This window comes from Pseudomonas sp. B21-053, assembly GCF_026016365.1.
GTDB lineage: Bacteria > Pseudomonadota > Gammaproteobacteria > Pseudomonadales > Pseudomonadaceae > Aquipseudomonas > Aquipseudomonas nunensis.
In genome coordinates this window covers 749,380-766,269 of sequence record NZ_CP087205.1, presented here as the reverse complement: position 1 = coordinate 766,269, position 16,890 = coordinate 749,380, and the positions used below count along the sequence as shown (strand labels likewise).

Sequence of the window (16,890 nt, the reverse complement as noted above, 5' to 3'; positions counted from 1 at the left end):
CGGTCAGGACGCCTTCGCGAGCAGGCTCGCTCCCACAGTTGATCGCATTCTCCTGTGGGAGCGGGCTTGCTCGCGAATTAGTCTTCAGCTTCGACATCATCGTCGGCTGGCACACCGCCTTCGCGAGCAAGCCCGCTCCCACAGGGGAAATTTGCTGTTCACGATAATTGTTCCCGCCGCCAATCAGTGTGGGAGCGGGCCTGCTCGCGAAAGCGCTGTGCCAGTCAACACTTCAGCCGGGGAATTACCCACCCATCACCACAGGCTGCGGAAACAGATTGTTCAATGTCTCCAACAACCGCACGTGGTAAATGGGTTTGCGAAACAGGTCGAGCACCTGCAAGCGCAGCATGTCGCTGACGTCTTCCATGTCCGCATGCCCGGACGTGACGATCACCGGCAGGTGCTGGCGTGAGGTGTGTTCGCGCAGGCGCTTGATCAGCGACATGCCGCTCTCCTCCGGCATGCGCAGGTCCGTGATGACCAGGGCGATATCCGGGTTGCGCGTCAGGTGATGCAGGGCGAGTTTGACCGAAGTGGCCGTAAAGCAACAGAAGCCCTCGCCCTCCAGCAACTCCGCCAGCTCCAGCAACGCGTCCTCTTCGTCGTCAACCAGAAGCAACTGTTGGCGCGGCGGCGAGGAAGCGTTCATGGGCAGCACCTGAGAACTGAATGTAGAACCGAGTGTAGCGTGTCATTCACCCACCGCGAGGTTCGCCGTGGTCAGGGGGTTTGCACCGGCGCGGTCTGGGCCGTTCCACCCAACGCCACCAGCACACTGTTGAAAATCGCCAGGACCTTGGCGCCCACCGGAGTGATGAACACCACGACAACGACTGCAACCATCGCCACCACAATCGCGTATTCGATGGCCGATGCGGCTTCAGTGTTTTTCAGGAACAGACGTGCCCGCAGCATCAGGTATTCAAAGAGCATGGAATTCTCCTTTGTGCCGCAGGCACTCAGTCAACATCAATCCAAAGCCTCGACTAAGGCACCACAGGTTTGACGACCGCCGTACCACCCAGCGATGTCAGGACCGCGTTGAAGATGTTCAGGACCTTGGTACTGACCGGCGACACAAACACCACGACAACCACCGCCACCATGGCCACCACAATCGCGTACTCGATCGCCGAGGCACCTTCAGTGCTTTTGAAGAACAACCGGGCTCTGAGCAACAGATATTCGAGAATCATACGTCTACTCCTTCGCGCCTCTGGCGCCGACGAAACGGTACTGCGACAGGGTTCCACTGTGCTATCAGAGCATTGCCAACAAACCTGCGACCAACAACTGTAACAACGGATTAATCACAAAGTATGAGTGGCAACCCTCAGTCGAAAATCAGCGGTTAATTGGCCAATTCTCAGTACTTTGTACAGATATTTTCGGGCCCGTAATGGCGTTTTGATTTAGATCGACTAGCGTGGAAATAGCGAAATAGTTGCATGTTCATAGCTGCCTGATTGCCAGAGCGCCCCGTCAGGAATGCGGGTTGTGAGAGCAGCGGGAAAGGGAGAGCCGTCATGAACAGCCGCGTCACCATAGGCCTTGCCGGCTTGCTTTTGCTCGGGGCGATTTTTGTCGGTTATTGGGGCTTGGTGCTCAGCCGTCAGCCGGTTCCTGTCGCTGCGCCCGTCGCCCCGCCGAGCGCCGTCGTGAGCGTGGAAAAAACCGTCGCCGCCGCCGAAGACCAGACCCGTCAACCGGTGGTCGTGCTGACTCACGACGTGCCGCCGTTCACCCCGCTGACCGCCGCCGACCTGAGCGTGGAAAAACTTCGCAACCCACCCGCCGGCAGCCTGAACAACCTCGACCAGGCCATCGGCCGCACACCCTGGCGCCACCTCAGTGCAGGCACCTGGCTCAGCGATGACAGCTTCGAAGCCGGGGGCACCTTGGCGCGGATGATTCGCAGCAATGAACGCGCCCTCGCCGTGGCGGTGGACGAAGTGATCGGCGCTGCCGGGCAACTGGTGCCGGGGGATTACGTCGATGTGTTGCTGTTTCTGCGTCAGGACACCAGCAACTTGCAGCAGTCGGCGCAGATCGTCGTGCCCGCCATGCGCGTGCTCGGTGTGGGCGAGCAATACGGCCTGACCAACGACGGCCGACCGGCCTCACCGACCCTCAGCGCCGACGACAAACTCAAACAGGACCAACGCCGAATCGCCGCGCGCACCGTGGTGCTCGCGGTGCCCGAACAACTCTTGAGCCGGTTGATGCTGGCGACCCAGGTCGGCACCTTGCGCCTGGCGGTGCGCAGCAGTGAGGAGCAACGCCTGGCCAAGTACTGGGCTGGCGAAAACCAAGCGACGGGCAAGCTCGACAGCGCCAACAGCCAGCTCTTCCAGTTCACTCAACTGGCCCTCGGCGCGGCACCGAAAAGTCCGGCCAGTGGCGGTCATGGCGGCTCGACGCGCCCCGCCATCGAAGTGATTCGCGGCAATCAGCTGACGCAACAAACCCCATGACTGATCAAGGATGCCGCTGCATGCAGAGTCGTTCCATGCCGATAATCAAACCCGCGCTCTGGGCTTTGATGCTGCTGGCACTGCCCCTGGAAAACGCCTACGCGGTGACCGGCAATTGCGCCGCGCTGGGGCGTTTGCCGCCGGTGATAGAGATCGGCGAAGGCCTGCAACAGGACCTGCAATCGCCAGTGGCGATCACGCGCCTGGCCATCGGCGATCCGAAAATTGCCGACGTGCATCCCAATGGCAGCAGCTCGTTTCTATTGACCGGCATCGCCCCTGGCGCCACCAGCCTGATGATCTGGACCGCCTGCGCCAGCGAACCGCGCCAGAGCATGGTGTTCGTCCAGGGCCGCGCCACTGCCGCACTGACCGGCGACACGTTGCTGCCGTCCGATGACCCGTCGCTGCCGTCGCAGGTACAAACCGATATCCGTTTCGTCGAAGTCAGCCGCACCAAACTCAAGGAAGCCACCGCCTCGTTGATCGGCACTCGCGGCAACTTCCTGTTTGGCTCCCCCGGCACCTTGCCGCCCATCGACGGCGTGCCGACGCCCAGGCTGCCGGTGGATAACAGCCTGTTCAACTTCTCCTGGATCGGCGGCAAAACCATGATGATCATCAACGCGCTCGAGGGCAGCGGCTTCGCCTACACCCTGGCGCGGCCGAGCCTGGTGGCGCTCAGCGGACAGAGCGCAAGCTTCCTCGCCGGCGGTGAAATCCCGATTCCGGTGCCGAGTGCCGGCAGCGATAACGTGTCGATCGAGTACAAGGAATTCGGTATCCGCCTGACGCTGACGCCGACCATCATCGGCCGCAATCGCATCGCCCTGAAGGTCGCGCCAGAGGTCAGCGAACTGGATTTCAGCAACGCGGTGAACATCGCCGGCACTACGGTTCCGGCCCTGACCATCCGCCGCACCGACACCAGCATTTCCCTGGCCGACGGTGAAAGCTTCGTCATCAGCGGCTTGATCAGCACCACCAACAGTTCCCAGGTGAACAAGTTTCCGGGGCTGGGCGATATCCCGGTTCTCGGAGCGTTTTTCCGCAGTTCTCAAATCAATCGCGAAGAACGGGAGTTGCTGATGATCGTCACCCCGCACCTGGTTCAACCCTTGGCTGCCGACGCGCAACTGCCGTCGTTGCCGGGGGAGAAACTGCGCAATTACGACCCGAATTTCTATCGCATGTTCTTCTTGGAAAACGGCAACTTCGACAAACGCAGCGGACTGTCGCAATGAGCCAGAGCCTGAGCCAGACCTTTCTCGCCATCACCCGCAACAGCACCGACCTGGAATGGCTGCAAGGCGCCCTCGCGCCTCTCGGGCAAGTGGTCAGCGCCGGTGGTGGCAGCCTCGACGAATTGCTCGCGCTGGTGGACGTGACCTTCGCCAGCCTGGTGTTTGTCGGCCTCGACCGCGAACACGTGGTGGCCCAGAGCGCGCTGATCGAAGGTGCGCTGGAAGCCAAGCCGATGCTGGCCATCGTTGCCCTCGGCGACGGCATGGACAACCAATTGGTACTCAACGCCATGCGCGCCGGGGCGCGGGATTTCGTTGCCTATGGTTCGCGTTCCAGCGAAGTCGCCGGGCTGGTGCGACGCCTGAGCAAACGCCTGCCGCCCGTAACGCCGAATACGCAGCTGGGCGGCCTCACCGTGTTGTATGGCACCCAGAGCAATGGCGACGGTGCACTGTTGGCCAATCACCTGGCGCTGGTGGTGCAAAAAAGCGGGCAACAAACCTTGCTTCTGGACCTCGGTCTGCCCCGTGGCGACAGCCTCGCATTGCTGGGGCTGGAGAGTTCGTTTCACTTCGGCGACGCGTTGCGCCACTTGCGCCGCCTCGATGCGACGCTGATCGACAGCGCCTTCACCAGCGCCGAAGCCGGACTGCGAATCCTCGCCTACGCCAGCAATGACGCGCCGCTGGAAAGCACCAGCGCCGCCGAGCTGTACATGCTGCTCAGCGCCTTGCGCCAACACTTTCAGCACATCGTGGTGAACCTCACTGGCCAGCCGGACAGCGAAGCGCTGCGCACGTTTGTCAGCCACTGCGACAAGTTGCTGTGGTACAGCGACCAGAATGTTCTCGACTGCCGCCGCAATCTGGCGGTGCTCAACCTGTGGCGAGAAAAAGGCATGAAACTCGATCACGGACGGCTGTTGATCGATCGCTACCTGGGCCATATCGCCCCGGACTCTGACACCCTCGGCAAGACCTTCAACCTGGAAGTCATCGCGGTGCTGGCCTACAGCCCGGAAGTACGTCTGAACGCGAAAAATCAAGGCGTCACCCTGTTCGAACTGGCGCCTCGGGAGAAACTCACGCAAAGCCTGCGGACCCTCGGCGAACGTCTGGCCAAGCGCTCCGAAGGCCTGGCCAAACCCAAGGCCGGTTGGTTCGACCGTTTGAGGGGCGCGCAATGAGCAGCGAAAAACTCTTCGGCGCGCCCCAGCGCAGCACCGCCGGCAACACCGACCATGAAGGCCTGAAACTGGTGCTGCATCGCTACATCATCGATGCCATCGAAGAGTCCGGGAAAAACTTGCTGGAAGGTTCGCGGCAGTTGCTGTCGCAGTTTGTCACCGACAAAGCCGCCGAATACATTGCGCGCCTGCACCTGGCAATTTCCCGTTATGAAATGGAGCGGCTGGCCGAGGAAATCGTCGATGAACTCACCGGTTTCGGTCCGCTGGAAGTCTTGCTGCGCGATCCGGCGGTCACGGAAATCCTGGTCAACGGCCCGCACCGGGTGTTCATCGAACGCGACGGTGTACTGCACCAGAGCGACCTGCGATTTATCGATGCGCACCATGTGGAGCGCGTCATGCAACGCATCCTCGCGCCGTTGGGGCGGCGGCTCGACGAGTCTTCACCGATGGTCGATGCGCGCATGCCGGATGGCAGCCGGGTCAATGCGATCATCCCGCCGATTGCGCTGGATGGTCCGTGTTTGTCGATTCGAAAGTTTCGCAAAGACATGCTCAAAAGCAGCGACCTGGTGGCGATGCAAACCATCGACCAATCGATATTCGAATTCTTTCAGAACGCCGTCGGCAAGCGCTGCAACGTCCTGATCAGCGGCGGCACCGGCACCGGTAAAACCACGTTGCTGAATATCCTCAGTCAACTGATCAACCCCCACGAACGACTGGTGACCATCGAAGACGTGGCCGAGTTGCAACTCGGCCACCCGCATGTGGTGCGCCTGGAAACCCGGCCGCCGAACGCCGAGGGCCATGGTGAAGTGAAGGCCAGCGACTTGATTCGCAACGCCCTGCGGATGCGCCCGGACCGGATCATCCTTGGCGAGATTCGCGGCGTCGAGGTGCTCGACGTGCTGACCGCAATGAACACCGGCCATGACGGCTCGATGAGCACCGTGCACGCCAACAATGCCCAGGACGCATTGCTGCGCCTGGAAACCCTGGTCGGCCTGACCGGGCGCGCAGTGGCGGAGCGTACGCTACGGCAGATGATCTGCGCCGCGCTCGACGTGATCATTCAACTGACACGCATGCCGGATGGCCGACGCTGTGTCAGCGAAGTGGTGGAAGTGGTTGGCGTGCGCGAGGACGTCTATGTCACCAACACCCTGTTCCAGCTCGACCGACGCACCGGTGTCGGTTTCCTGCGCGAGGCGGTCAACCCGGCGGGTGACAAGCTGCGACATGAGCTGAGCCTGGGCTGATTCCATGGAGCATTCGGCATGATCGTCCCGCTGATTCTCAGCCTGATTTGCGTGGTGCTGCTTGGGCTGTCGGTGTGGCTGTTTTTGCACGGGATCCGCAAGACCGGCAACGAACGGGTGCTCACCAGACTCGCTCAGGGACAGCCACAACTGGCGGCGGAAAAAGCCACATGGGTAGGCCTTGAGCGTATGTTTTTAAGGGCGGGTCTGGGTCGTCCCACCGAACGCCTGGGGTTGTGGCTGACGTTGTGGGGCGCGGCGATGCTGCTCGGTTTTTTAGTCGCTGACTGGGTCGGTTTGCTAACCCTTTTACTCGCGCCGCCATTGGCTTTAAGGCTGTACATCTCATGGCTGTATCGCCGTCGCCTCAAGCGCATGATCGAACAATTGCCGCAGCTGCTCGATCACACCGTGCGCAGTCTGAAATCCGGGCGCACTTTGGCCGACGCGGTCATGGGCGGGATCGAGGCCAGTGACGATCCGCTGAAACGCGCCATGGGCCGGGTGCAGCGCAACGTGCAGCTCGGGGTGAATCTGCCGGACGCCGTGAGTGATTTCGCCGAGCTGTATGAACAGGACGAACTGCGCATGTTTGCCCTCGGCCTGAAGGTCAATCATCGCTACGGCGGCAATGCCAGCGAGTTGCTGGAGAACCTGATCAAACTGATTCGCGAACGGGACCAGGGCGCCCGACAACTGCGCGCGATGACCGGCGAAACCCGCATGACGGCATGGGTGTTGGGCTCATTGCCGATGATTCTGGTGAGTTACTTCATGCTGACCAATCCCGGCTACATGCTCGGCATGTGGCACGACTCGGGCGGCCAGACGATGTTGATCATCGCGGTGGTGCTGCAGGTGTTTGGCTGCCTGGCGCTGTGGCGCATGTTGCGGAGTGTCTGACATGGTCTTGCTGGCGAGTCTGATGCTGTTGCTCGGGGCCTTGCTGCTGGTGGTCAACCACTTGCTGCAAGAGCGTCGCCGCGTGCGCCAGGTGACTCAACGCTTGCAGGGGCAACTGGTGCGCGAGAACCGTTTCGGCAGTTGGCTGCGAGTGCTCGGCAACAGCCGGTTCGGCCAGCGTTCGGTCAGCATCGACAGCGAAACCCAGACCCTGCTCAGCCGCTTGGGCTGGCGTCGGGCCAATGAGCGCGCGGTATTTGCGGCGTGTCAGATCGGCACGCCGTTGTTGATGTTGGGGCTGGGGCTGTTCTTGAAAGAAATGTTCTTCCCCCTCGCGGCCAACGGCTGGTTGTTGCCGATGTTCGGTGCCGGCCTCGGTTATTTGCTGCCCAAACGCTTGCTGGCTTATGCGGCTGCACGCAGGCAGCAAACCATCGGCGTGGAAATAGCGACCTTCATCCCGCTGCTGCGCATCCTCTTCGAGTCGGGCATGGCGGTCGAACAGGCGCTGCGGGTACTGAGCACCGAAGGGCAAAAACTCTTGCCGGAACTGACCAGCGAATTGCGCCTGATCCTGGCCCGCGTCGACTCCGGCCTGGAGCTCAGCCAGGAACTGCACAAAGCCGCCGTGATGCTGGCGGTGGATGAATTCAGCGACACCTGCGTGATCCTCGAGCAATTGATCCATCAGGGCGGCGGCGCGATGAAATCCCTGCTGGCGCTCAAGCAACTGCTCGATGATCGGCGCCTGACGCGGCTGCAAGAATACATTTCGAAAATGTCGGCCAAGATGTCGGTGGTGATGATGCTGTTTCTGTTTCCGGCCCTGTTGATCGTCTTGGCCGGCCCCGGATTTACCGCGATTACCCGGGCGTTCGCCAATTGAGTTGCGCACTGTTTGAGGGACCAAGATGAAAGCATTGATCGCTGTTGTGAGCCTGTTGATGCTCGCGGGCTGCGCCACCGATGGCCAGGCGCCGTGGTCGGCAATGATGTCGCCGGCCAGTTGCAGCAAGTTGAGTTCTGATCAGGAACTGGCGTTGAACCTGGCCGATGATTTGGCCAATGACGGCAAGCTGCACGCCAGCCTGGCGAATTTGCAGAGCCTGCCGGATAACCTCAGCGAAGTACGATTGCGCAAGGCCAAGGTTTATCGCCTGCTGGGGCGCAGCGAGGCGGAACCGTTGTATCGCAGCCTGTTGGGGACGTGCCTGTCGGCGGATGCCGAACAAGGCCTGGGCCAGTTGTTCGCCGCACGCGGCGACTACGGCCAGGCCCAGGCCCACCTGCAACGGGCCGCGCGCTTGGCACCGACCAACGAGAAAATCCGCAATGATTTGGGCGTGGTCTACCTCAATCAGTTACGCCTCGAAGATGCGCGTTTCGAATTCCTCACCGCCATCGAACTCAAGCAGCAGGACACGTTGGCGGCGGCGAATCTGGTGACGTTGTTGCTGTATCAGGACAACTGGCAGCAAGCGGCAGAAGTGGTCAGCCGCTCGCACCTGACGCCGGAACAATTCACCGATGCCCAGGCCCGGGCGGAAAAACTCAAGCAGCCGGGCAAGGGGAAAACGGTGGCGGGTGATCAAGTGGCGACGGTGACGAGTGCCCAACCGGTATCGGTTAAATAGGAGTTGGCGATGATGAAATTATTCGGCTTGAGCCTGCTGATACTCCCGTTGAGCTCGATGGCCATCGACGCTGGCCCGTCGTCGGCGCAACAGCAGGAAACCGAGGGTTGGCTGGTGTTGCAAAGCCGCAACCAGGCCGCCTCCAAGACACCGCAAACTGCGAGCGCGGCGGAGCGGGAAGAAGCGATGCAGCGTTGGCTGAAGAAATATCGGTATGAGATTCCGGATTTGTACGACCCGGATGCGGGCGGGAAGATTGAGATCAGCAAGTAGTGCGTCGTGCACAACTGTTGTGTTCACTGAAGATCAACTGTGGGAGCGGGCTTGCTCGCGAAAGCGGCGGCACATCCAACATTAATTTGACTGACACTCCGCTTTCGCGAGCAGGCTCGCTCCCACAGGGGGCAGTGTCGATCACAGATTCTGTGTTCACTGAAGATCAACTGTGGGAGCGAGCTTGCTCGCGAAGGCGGCGGCACATCCAACATTAATTTGACTGACACTCCACTTTCGCGAGCAGGCTCGCTCCCACAGGGGGGCAGTGTCGATCACAGATTCTGTGTTCACTGAAGATCAACTGTGGGAGCGAGCCTGCTCGCGAAGGCGACGGCACATCCAACATTAATTTGACTGACACTCCACTTTCGCGAGCAGGCTCGCTCCCACAAGGTGTCAGTGGGCGGTCACGCGCTGGCGCATCCCGGAGTTACTTGGCGAGAGTGCCAATGCCAGTTGCGTGCGGTTATGCATATGGGTCAACCGCAACACTTGCGACACGTACAGCTTCACCGTGTTTTCGGTAATCCCCAGCTCACAGGCAATCTGATAGTTGGTCTGCCCCTTTCCGACCAACCGCGCCACATCCAGTTGCCGGGGTGACAGCTGATTGAAGATCGACGGCATCTCCTCCTGATCCGCTTGGCTGACCACAAAATCCCCAGGCTCGGAAGACGCGCGCGGACTGCGGCGCACCTTGTCCAGGTCCTGGTAAAGATCATCAATCGACTCGGACAGGTATTGCAGCTTTTGATTCAAGTGCCCCAGTTGCACTTCCTTCTGGCGCTCCTGCAACGACACTTCCTGTCGCTGCAAACCCTCGAGCAACTCATCCAGATCAATCGGCTTCTGGTAGTAATCGGCAATCCCGGCGCGCAAGGCCTTGATCACGTCCTGCTTGTCGGCGCGACCCGTGAGCATGATCGCCTCGAACGCCCGATGTCGGCCGCTCAACCGCTGCAGCTCTTGTACAAGCTGGATGCCATCCATGTCCGGCATGTGCAGATCACACAGCACCAGACCGATGTCTGGATCCTGTGTAAAGCGCTCGATCGCCTGCGTACTGGATTCACACGGTACACAGCGATAACCGCTGCTCTCCAGGAATTCACACAGTTCTTCGACAATGAGTGGCTGATCGTCGACCACAAGGACTTTTACCGCAGACGTAAGCTTGTTCACGTGCTACTCCATGCAGGCTGAAAGCTGACCATTCCTGTACTAATAGCCACCAGTTGTATAACTACTCTAACTTTGAAAGTAGACGCACTTTCCGACTATGTACATAGAACGGGTGGCTTCTGGCGACTAATGGATCCAGACGAGCGTACACGCCATGCCGACCAACACGAACGGCGCATATGGTTGTTTTTCTGACAATTTTGGATTCACATTTCGACGATCATGCTTAAGCCATTGATTCATATGCAGCCAGACTTTTGGCGCAAGCAGCAGCCACAACGCACCCGCCACTCCGGCACCGATAAACGCGCCAAGCAGGTGCATACCGTCGGTCGCCAAACCCAAAGCTGTCATTAGTTTCACATCGCCGGCGCCCATTCGCTTCATCGCGTAGCCCGGCAAGGTGAAGGCCAGCGCCAGTAAAAACGCCCAACCGCCCTGCTTTGCCTCCGCTCCAAGCCATGTGCTGCCGGTCCATAGCAGATACACCAGCGCCGCGGCGCCAGCACCAAGGGTCAGGACGTTGGCGATGTGCCGGTAGCGCGCATCCTGAACCGCGCAAAGGGTTAGCCAGACAATCACGACAAGGCTTTGCATCCGGTAAAAACCGTCCGTTTTGGCTGAATGATTCTATGCTGATATTACGCAGTGACTGTCAGGGTAGACGCACTCATGAAAGCAGGCCTCCCCAATAAGCAAAAAGGCGCTGTGGCGATTGAATTCGCCTTGGTGTTCGTGATCTTTTTCGCGGTGTTCTACGGTTTGGTCAGCTACAGCTTGCCGTTCGTGTTGTTGCAGTCGTTCAATCAGGCCACCGCCGAAGCCGTGCGCCGCAGCGTGGCGGTAGACCCGAATACGCCGAGCTACGCGACCGTGGTGCAAAACACTGCGAACGCTACGTTGCAGCAGCAATTGTCGTGGGTGCCGACTGCGCTGAACCTGGTGATCGGCGTGGATACCAGCGCGGTCTATGACGCCAGCAAAGGCACCCTCACCGTCAGCGTGAATTACCCCACCAGCAAGTTGAATCAGGTCATGCCGTTTCTGGTGCTGCCGGGCGTGGGCACGGTGCCCAACCTGCCGACCAACCTGAGCGCCACGTCGAGTCTGCAATTTTGACCTCCGGGGACAAGCTTTTCGCTCGCTTGCTCAAGCGCCCCACCCTCCCCGCCATCGAGGCGTCCGAGCCGTTGCGGGTACAACCGCTGGGCTTGCATTTGCATCTGGACGACGAGGGTCGTGTATTGCACATGACCGGACCACTGCGGCACGCGCTGGCCCAACAACCGCCCAACGATCAGCCGTTGCCGCTGCATCGATACGTGCAAGTTCATAGCACCCTGGCGATCGAGGGTCAGCCCGCAGACTGGCAAGGGCAAAGCCTGGACCTGGATTTCCTCGGCCTGGCCGACCAGACCTTGCACCTGCGCGGCTGGGTGCAACCGTGCCCGGGCGGATGGCTGTTGCAGTTGATGGACATCGGCGACCTGTTGCTCGAACGCCATCAGGCCCACAGTCGAGACGAATGCCACGCCGTGGCCGGGCAGATCAGCGAGCATCTGCGCGCGTGCAGTCTGGCGCGGTTGCCGGTGATCGTCAGCGAACAACTGCAAACCATCGCCCAGCGTTGGCACATGCCGTGTGTGGCCCTGGCGTTGCTCGACGAGCAGGAAGAAGGCTGGCAAATCCATCGCCAATTCAGCGCCCACGATGCACCGCAGTTGTGGCAAAACGATCAGCGCCTGGGCACGGTGCTCGACAGTTTGAACGGCTCCGCGCCCCAGCGTTTGAGCATCAGCCACGGCATCAGCGAACACCTGCGCGTGCAAGACTTGTTCGGCAACGCCGAGGGTTTTGCCGTGCCCTACAGCGACGACCACGGTGTCGCCGCATGGCTGCTGTGCGGGTTTTACCCGGTGCACGAACACGCGCCGGACTTGGGTGATCGCGACTGGTTGCTGCTGGTCAGCGCGCTGGCCGGGCCGTTGCTCGGTCGCTTGCGTGAGCAGCATCACCACTTGCAACTGGAGCGGCTGGAATCGTTGCAAGTCTTGCTGGGGACGGGATGGTGGGAAGCTTTTGGTGCCAGCGATGAAATCCTCCTGGCACCGTCCCTCGCCGCCACTTTGCACCTGGACACTACTTGCCTGACGCTGAATGACTGGCTGCTGCAAATCCATCCCGCCGATCGCGAGGAGATGCGCAGTCGCCTGCACGCCTTGCAACAATACGACGAGCCGTTGACCCTGTGCGTGCGCCTGCATCGCTGCGACTCGGAACAGCATCCGCTGTGGTACAGGCTTCAGGGGCAAGCCATCGGTAGCGGCGACAGTCGGCGGCTGGTGGGTTTCATGCTGGACATCAGCGACATCAAGAACCAGCAGCAACACACCGCCGCCGCCCATGCGCGGCTGGACAACCTGATCGCCAGCTCGCCGGCGGTGATCTACGTCCAGCGCTATGTCGAAGGCGCGCTGCACCCGACGTTTTTCAGCGCCAGCCTTCAACCGCTGTTGGGCTGGAGTCTGGAAAACTGCGACGCCGCCGCGTTGATCGAGCGTGTTCACCCCGAGGACCGCGACCGCTATTTCGAGCGCACTCGGCACTTGCTGCGCGAAGGCTCGGTACGCGCACGCTATCGTCTGCGCGACAGTCGCGGCGATTATCACTGGCTGCTCGACGAAGCCAAGTTGTTGCGCGATGACCTCGGGTTGCCAGTGGAAGCGGTCGGCCTGTGGCTCGATGTCACCGAGGCGACCTTGGCCGCCGAGCAGGTGAAACAGAGCGAAGAGCGCTATCGGATTTTGGTGGAAGATTCCCCGGCGATGATCTGCCGTTATCGCCCGGACCTGATCCTGAGCTTCGGCAATCGGCCGCTGGCGACGTACCTGGAATGTGAGCCCGAACAACTCCCCGGCGTGAACCTCGGCAGCTGGATGTCGGACGAACAACGCGCAGCGTTTCTCCAGCGGCTCAGCCTGCTGACCCCGGAGCACCCAGTCAGCAGCGCCGAAATCAACCTGCAATTGCCCGGGCGCGAACACGCCTGGTGGGTCTGGTCGGATCGCGGGGTGTTTGACGATCAGGGGCAGTTGGTTGAAGTCCAGGCTGTGGGCCGCGACAACACCGAGGTCCGGCGCTCCCAGCAACAACTGACCCAGAGCGCGAAAATGGCCACCCTCGGCGAAATGGCCACCGGGCTGGCCCATGAAATCAACCAGCCGCTGAACGTGATGCGCATGGCCATCGTCAACGTGCTCAAGCGCTTGAGCAACGGCGATGTGCAAATCGATTACCTGACCGACAAGCTCAATCGCATCGACACCCAGGTGCAGCGAGCGGCGCGGGTGGTGGATCACATGCGCGTGTTTGGCCGCCGTTCGGAGGTTGAGCAACACCCGTTCAACCCGGTCGACGCCATCGAAGGCACGATGTCGCTGCTGGCCGAAGGCATGCGCGGCAAGGGCGTGGAGCTGCGGGTCAGCGAGACCGGTTTTGAAGTGCAGGTGCGCGGTTATGTCGATCAACTGGAGCAGGTGTTGATCAACCTGATGGTCAACGCCAGGGATGCGCTTTTGAGCAAGCGCGAGGCTGATAGGGAGTTCAAACCGTGGATTTCGGTGTACGCCGAGCGCGATAAGCAATCGGTGCGGTTGTGGGTCGAGGACAACGGTGGCGGTATCGATCCACGCTTGCTGGAGCGGATTTTCGAGCCGTTCTTCACCACGAAACCGGTCGGCGTGGGGACTGGGCTGGGGTTGTCGGTGAGCTATGGGATCGTCGAGAACATGGGCGGGCGACTGAGTGTTGTGAACTCAGAGCACGGTGCTCGATTCTGTATTGAGCTGCCGATTTATCAGGACGATCAGATCACCAGGTAAGCCTTGCCGGGCTGGCCGCAGCTGAGGTTGGCGCCGACCTGGATTTTCCCGACTTCGATGCCCAGGACTTTCAGGACATTGTTGAGCAGGTTGTCCAGCAGCGGGCTCAGGATCGAATTCAGGGTTGTCGTCAGCAGCGTTATCACACCGCTGAGCAACGTGTTCAGGGTGTTGAAGACGATCGCCAGCAAGGGACCTGCATTGAAGGTCGGTGTGTGCAGGATCAATTGCACGCCATTGACCGCTTGCGACATCCCGGCAATCGCGTTGGAGGCGGTCAGGGTGTAAGGCGGATCGGAGGGAGCCAGCCCGACTTTCGGCGGGTTGGTAAATGCGCTGCTGGCGCTGGTCTGCAAGGCGGGACTGTCGATCCGCAGCTCCGCACCGCCGCCCGAGAAGGGAACGCCTGCATAGCGGATATCGAGCAAGGTCACGGGGCTGACGCTCATGGGCGACGTTGATGAAGCCCAGTCCGAGTTGATTCGCCCGACACGCAGTTCAGCCACGGAGGTGGTCGTATTGGCGGTGAGGCTTTTGTTGGTATCGCTGACGCAGGTGTAATCGGTGACGTAACTGCTGCCGCCACCTGCTTCGAGGCTGACGTCCAGATTGGGATTGGGCAGGACGTACAAGTCCAGCCCCAGCAACCCGGTGACCACTGACAGGGTGCTGGTCACGACACCGATCAGGTTGGTGACCAGGGACAAATCCACGGACACCAGCACCCGGACCTGGGCGGTACGCACGTAGATTCGATTGGCGCCCAATGGCGCCAGTTTTGCCAATGCGGGGTTGCCCACTACCGAAAATTGCGCGGGCTCGATGACTTTTAGCTTGGCGGTAGCGCCGACGCCAAGGCCCAGCAAATTTACGGGGATGGTGCCTGCGACGGCACTCTTGCTGTTGCCGAGTTCGAGGAAGGCCTGGACCAGTTGAAGCGCGTTTACGCTGGCATTCAGCGCGGACGACGTCGTGCCGGTTTGCAGATTCAAGATGTCGCCCAAACGCACCTTCACAGGGCTGACGACTGCGCTGACCAATGAATTCAAGCCGAGTTGTACATCCGCAGTCGCGCCGTTGAGGCGAGCCACAGTGGCGGCGGCCTGCAGCAATTGGCCGACGGTGGCATCGGCGGCGAGCAGTTGGGTGTAGTTGCCTGCGGTGACGTGCAGGTCGATGGCGAGCTGATCCATGAAGTTGAGCAGGTTGACGTTGGCGGCGAGCAAACCGTTCCAGCTGGCGACGGTCAGGTTGATCGGTACGCCGCCGAGGGCGGAGCTCATACCGTTCAACAGGTTGACGTCGACCAGGGTGCTGCGAATCGTCAATTGGGCCACTGGCGGCACCGGCAGCGCGGCTACGGCTGTGGCATTGAGTTGAGTGTTCAGGCTGACCGGCGTGCCGCTGACCAAGGCCTGCACACCGCCGGCAAAACTGGTGGTGACGGTGCGGCTGGCAACGACTTTGATTGCTGCGGCCTGGGTGGCATCCTCGGTGAAATTGCGCAGCCCGGTGGCCGCCGTCAGCAGCGTGCCGCAGGTGGTGGCGAGGGTGTTGCTGGCGTCGAGGGTGAAGCCGTTGCGCGTCGCACTTTGATTGGCATAACTGGCGGCGGTGAGCCCCGGCAGGCAGGTGCCGCCGCGACTGACGGCCTCCAGCGCGGCGGTGTCGACCACCCGCTGCAGCTTGCGCTGCTCCATGTAGAGCCGGCCGGTGTCGACCACCAATAGCATCAACAACAGCGCCAACCCGAGGGTCGCCGCCGCCATCAAACCGATAGCCCCCCGCTGCCGGGCCGGACCGCGAAACCGCGACATCGCGAACTCCTTCGCTGGCGCACCGATCAGTGCCGCCTCCATTGGTGAAATGCAGTGTAGACAAGGGTTGGCGAGGTTGCTGACGACACGCCAGCGCAGACCACACAAAACCAAATGTGGGAGCGAGCCTGCTCGCGAAGGCGGTGTGTCAGGCACATCCATGGTGAATGTGCCGGCGCCTTCGCGAGCAAGCTTTGCTCCTACAGTGGATCTTCGTGGACACGGAATCAGCGCACGACGCAGTTCCCTTGTAGGAGCGAAGCTTGCTCGCGAAGGCGGTGTGTCAGGTACATCCATGGTGAATGTGCCGCCGTCTTCGCGAGCAAGCCCGCTCCCACATTAGATCTGCATGGACACGGAATCAGCGTATGGCACAGATCCCCTGTGGGAGCGGGCTTGCTCGCGAAGGCGGTTTGTCATTCACCACAGATCCCACATTGAATGGTGGTGGTTAGCGCGGTGGATAATTCGCCAGGATCCGGCTTACCGTTTCGCGCACGGCATTGCTGCGATCAGTCGGGTTGGGAGTGCTGCTGAGCATTTGCTCATCGCTGCCGCGCCACACCAGTTTGCCGTCCTTGCCGTCGAGCAGGTCGATCTGGATGGTCGCTACTTTATAGGTGATGTTGCGGGTTTCGTTGTACATCGGTCCGCCCCAATAACCATTCCATGGGCCGCCCCAACCGCCGCCGTAGTTGGTGGTCACTTGTTGCTGGCGGTCTTCGACGATCAGGTAGGTCTGCACGCTCACATCACCCTTCTGGCCCGCGGCAGCCGGGCGTAAACCGCGCTGGTCCAGCTGATCGGCCACGGCCTGGCGAATCCGTTGTTCGGTCAGGTCGCTCTTGATCCGTGGGTCATCGGGGCGGTATTGCAGGGCGGGGTCTTTCCAGCTCCAGCTGCGATAGGCGGCGAAGTCGCGGCTGGCATCGAAGTCATGATTGACCTGGTGAGCCGCGCAAGCACTGAGCAGCGCGGCCACGGCCAGTAAAGCGAGGGGGCGGAACATGATAATTCTCCGTTG

General features: G+C 60.9%; 17 protein-coding genes. 10 read left to right on the top strand and 7 right to left on the bottom strand.

Annotation, left to right across the window (positions count from 1 at the left end):
* Positions 1-244: 244 nt before the first annotated feature.
* The 3 genes from LOY68_RS03350 to LOY68_RS03340 all read right to left on the bottom strand — a co-directional run bounded on the left by LOY68_RS03350 (position 245) and on the right by LOY68_RS03340 (position 1,199).
* A complete protein-coding gene (locus LOY68_RS03350) occupies positions 245-652 on the bottom strand; it encodes a response regulator (protein ID WP_265042872.1) in 408 nt (135 codons plus the stop codon).
* A 71-nt stretch (positions 653-723) separates the two neighbouring features.
* Positions 724-936: a Flp family type IVb pilin gene (locus tag LOY68_RS03345; RefSeq protein WP_054043992.1), complete on the bottom strand. Its 213-nt coding sequence runs from the start codon at positions 934-936 to the stop codon at positions 724-726.
* 53 nt (positions 937-989) lie between these two features.
* Positions 990-1,199, bottom strand: coding sequence for a Flp family type IVb pilin (locus tag LOY68_RS03340; protein WP_054043993.1), 210 nt, complete (start codon positions 1,197-1,199; stop codon positions 990-992).
* Positions 1,200-1,529: 330 nt separating this feature from the next.
* Here LOY68_RS03340 and cpaB point away from each other — a divergent pair, with 330 nt between their 5' ends.
* The 8 genes from cpaB to LOY68_RS03300 are packed head-to-tail and all read left to right on the top strand — an operon-like array spanning position 1,530 to position 8,983.
* Positions 1,530-2,477 (top strand): Flp pilus assembly protein CpaB, encoded by a 948-nt coding sequence (gene cpaB / locus LOY68_RS03335; RefSeq protein WP_265042869.1) that lies wholly within the window; start codon positions 1,530-1,532, stop codon positions 2,475-2,477.
* 20 nt (positions 2,478-2,497) lie between these two features.
* Positions 2,498-3,721 carry a type II and III secretion system protein family protein gene (locus LOY68_RS03330; RefSeq protein ID WP_265042867.1) on the top strand — a complete coding sequence of 408 codons (1,224 nt, stop codon included), beginning with the start codon at positions 2,498-2,500 and terminating at the stop codon, positions 3,719-3,721.
* The gene (locus LOY68_RS03325) at positions 3,718-4,908 is read left to right on the top strand and encodes an AAA family ATPase (protein WP_054043996.1); all 1,191 of its coding nucleotides are present in this window, start codon (positions 3,718-3,720) and stop codon (positions 4,906-4,908) included. The genes LOY68_RS03330 and LOY68_RS03325 overlap by 4 nt, the downstream gene beginning before the upstream one ends.
* Positions 4,905-6,173 (top strand): CpaF family protein, encoded by a 1,269-nt coding sequence (locus tag LOY68_RS03320; RefSeq protein WP_265042864.1) that lies wholly within the window; start codon positions 4,905-4,907, stop codon positions 6,171-6,173. Before LOY68_RS03325 ends, LOY68_RS03320 begins: the two co-directional genes overlap by 4 nt.
* A gap of 18 nt (positions 6,174-6,191) precedes the next feature.
* Positions 6,192-7,076 (top strand): type II secretion system F family protein, encoded by an 885-nt coding sequence (locus LOY68_RS03315; RefSeq protein ID WP_265042862.1) that lies wholly within the window; start codon positions 6,192-6,194, stop codon positions 7,074-7,076.
* A 1-nt stretch (position 7,077) separates the two neighbouring features.
* A complete protein-coding gene (locus LOY68_RS03310; RefSeq protein ID WP_163908142.1) occupies positions 7,078-7,962 on the top strand; it encodes a type II secretion system F family protein in 885 nt (294 codons plus the stop codon).
* 25 nt (positions 7,963-7,987) lie between these two features.
* Entirely contained in the window at positions 7,988-8,710 is a 723-nt protein-coding gene (locus tag LOY68_RS03305) for a tetratricopeptide repeat protein (protein WP_054044000.1), read from the top strand.
* 9 nt (positions 8,711-8,719) lie between these two features.
* Positions 8,720-8,983: a DUF3613 domain-containing protein gene (locus LOY68_RS03300; protein ID WP_163908140.1), complete on the top strand. Its 264-nt coding sequence runs from the start codon at positions 8,720-8,722 to the stop codon at positions 8,981-8,983.
* 399 nt (positions 8,984-9,382) lie between these two features.
* Here the strand turns inward: LOY68_RS03300 and LOY68_RS03295 are convergent, their stop codons facing one another.
* Both LOY68_RS03295 and LOY68_RS03290 read right to left on the bottom strand, forming a co-directional pair.
* Complete coding sequence (locus LOY68_RS03295; RefSeq protein WP_265042859.1) at positions 9,383-10,168, bottom strand: response regulator transcription factor; 786 nt, start codon at positions 10,166-10,168, stop codon at positions 9,383-9,385.
* A 126-nt stretch (positions 10,169-10,294) separates the two neighbouring features.
* Positions 10,295-10,765: a prepilin peptidase gene (locus tag LOY68_RS03290; protein WP_265042858.1), complete on the bottom strand. Its 471-nt coding sequence runs from the start codon at positions 10,763-10,765 to the stop codon at positions 10,295-10,297.
* A gap of 75 nt (positions 10,766-10,840) precedes the next feature.
* Between LOY68_RS03290 and LOY68_RS03285 the strand changes: the two genes are divergently transcribed.
* Together LOY68_RS03285 and LOY68_RS03280 are read left to right on the top strand one after the other, a co-directional pair.
* Complete coding sequence (locus LOY68_RS03285; RefSeq protein ID WP_265042856.1) at positions 10,841-11,287, top strand: TadE/TadG family type IV pilus assembly protein; 447 nt, start codon at positions 10,841-10,843, stop codon at positions 11,285-11,287.
* A complete protein-coding gene (locus LOY68_RS03280) occupies positions 11,284-14,049 on the top strand; it encodes an ATP-binding protein (protein WP_265042854.1) in 2,766 nt (921 codons plus the stop codon). The genes LOY68_RS03285 and LOY68_RS03280 overlap by 4 nt, the downstream gene beginning before the upstream one ends.
* Here the strand turns inward: LOY68_RS03280 and LOY68_RS03275 are convergent.
* Positions 14,034-15,866: a pilus assembly protein TadG-related protein gene (locus LOY68_RS03275; protein WP_265042852.1), complete on the bottom strand. Its 1,833-nt coding sequence runs from the start codon at positions 15,864-15,866 to the stop codon at positions 14,034-14,036. The genes LOY68_RS03280 and LOY68_RS03275 overlap by 16 nt on opposite strands.
* Positions 15,867-16,317: 451 nt before the next feature.
* The gene (locus tag LOY68_RS03270; protein ID WP_265042850.1) at positions 16,318-16,875 is read right to left on the bottom strand and encodes a DUF4136 domain-containing protein; all 558 of its coding nucleotides are present in this window, start codon (positions 16,873-16,875) and stop codon (positions 16,318-16,320) included.
* Between the last annotated feature and the right edge of the window lie 15 nt (positions 16,876-16,890).

Bases quoted from the DNA above. Each gene is read 5' to 3' on its own strand.
- LOY68_RS03290 (WP_265042858.1), bottom strand. From the start codon at position 10,765: ATGCAAAGCCTTGTCGTGATTGTCTGGCTAACCCTTTGCGCGGTTCAG.
- cpaB (WP_265042869.1), top strand. From the start codon at position 1,530: ATGAACAGCCGCGTCACCATAGGCCTTGCCGGCTTGCTTTTGCTCGGG.
- LOY68_RS03270 (WP_265042850.1), bottom strand. From the start codon at position 16,875: ATGTTCCGCCCCCTCGCTTTACTGGCCGTGGCCGCGCTGCTCAGTGCT.
- LOY68_RS03285 (WP_265042856.1), top strand. From the start codon at position 10,841: ATGAAAGCAGGCCTCCCCAATAAGCAAAAAGGCGCTGTGGCGATTGAA.
- LOY68_RS03305 (WP_054044000.1), top strand. From the start codon at position 7,988: ATGAAAGCATTGATCGCTGTTGTGAGCCTGTTGATGCTCGCGGGCTGC.
- LOY68_RS03350 (WP_265042872.1), bottom strand. From the start codon at position 652: ATGAACGCTTCCTCGCCGCCGCGCCAACAGTTGCTTCTGGTTGACGAC.
- LOY68_RS03300 (WP_163908140.1), top strand. From the start codon at position 8,720: ATGATGAAATTATTCGGCTTGAGCCTGCTGATACTCCCGTTGAGCTCG.
- LOY68_RS03275 (WP_265042852.1), bottom strand. From the start codon at position 15,866: ATGTCGCGGTTTCGCGGTCCGGCCCGGCAGCGGGGGGCTATCGGTTTG.
- LOY68_RS03310 (WP_163908142.1), top strand. From the start codon at position 7,078: ATGGTCTTGCTGGCGAGTCTGATGCTGTTGCTCGGGGCCTTGCTGCTG.
- LOY68_RS03325 (WP_054043996.1), top strand. From the start codon at position 3,718: ATGAGCCAGAGCCTGAGCCAGACCTTTCTCGCCATCACCCGCAACAGC.
- LOY68_RS03320 (WP_265042864.1), top strand. From the start codon at position 4,905: ATGAGCAGCGAAAAACTCTTCGGCGCGCCCCAGCGCAGCACCGCCGGC.
- LOY68_RS03315 (WP_265042862.1), top strand. From the start codon at position 6,192: ATGATCGTCCCGCTGATTCTCAGCCTGATTTGCGTGGTGCTGCTTGGG.
- LOY68_RS03345 (WP_054043992.1), bottom strand. From the start codon at position 936: ATGCTCTTTGAATACCTGATGCTGCGGGCACGTCTGTTCCTGAAAAAC.
- LOY68_RS03340 (WP_054043993.1), bottom strand. From the start codon at position 1,199: ATGATTCTCGAATATCTGTTGCTCAGAGCCCGGTTGTTCTTCAAAAGC.
- LOY68_RS03330 (WP_265042867.1), top strand. From the start codon at position 2,498: ATGCAGAGTCGTTCCATGCCGATAATCAAACCCGCGCTCTGGGCTTTG.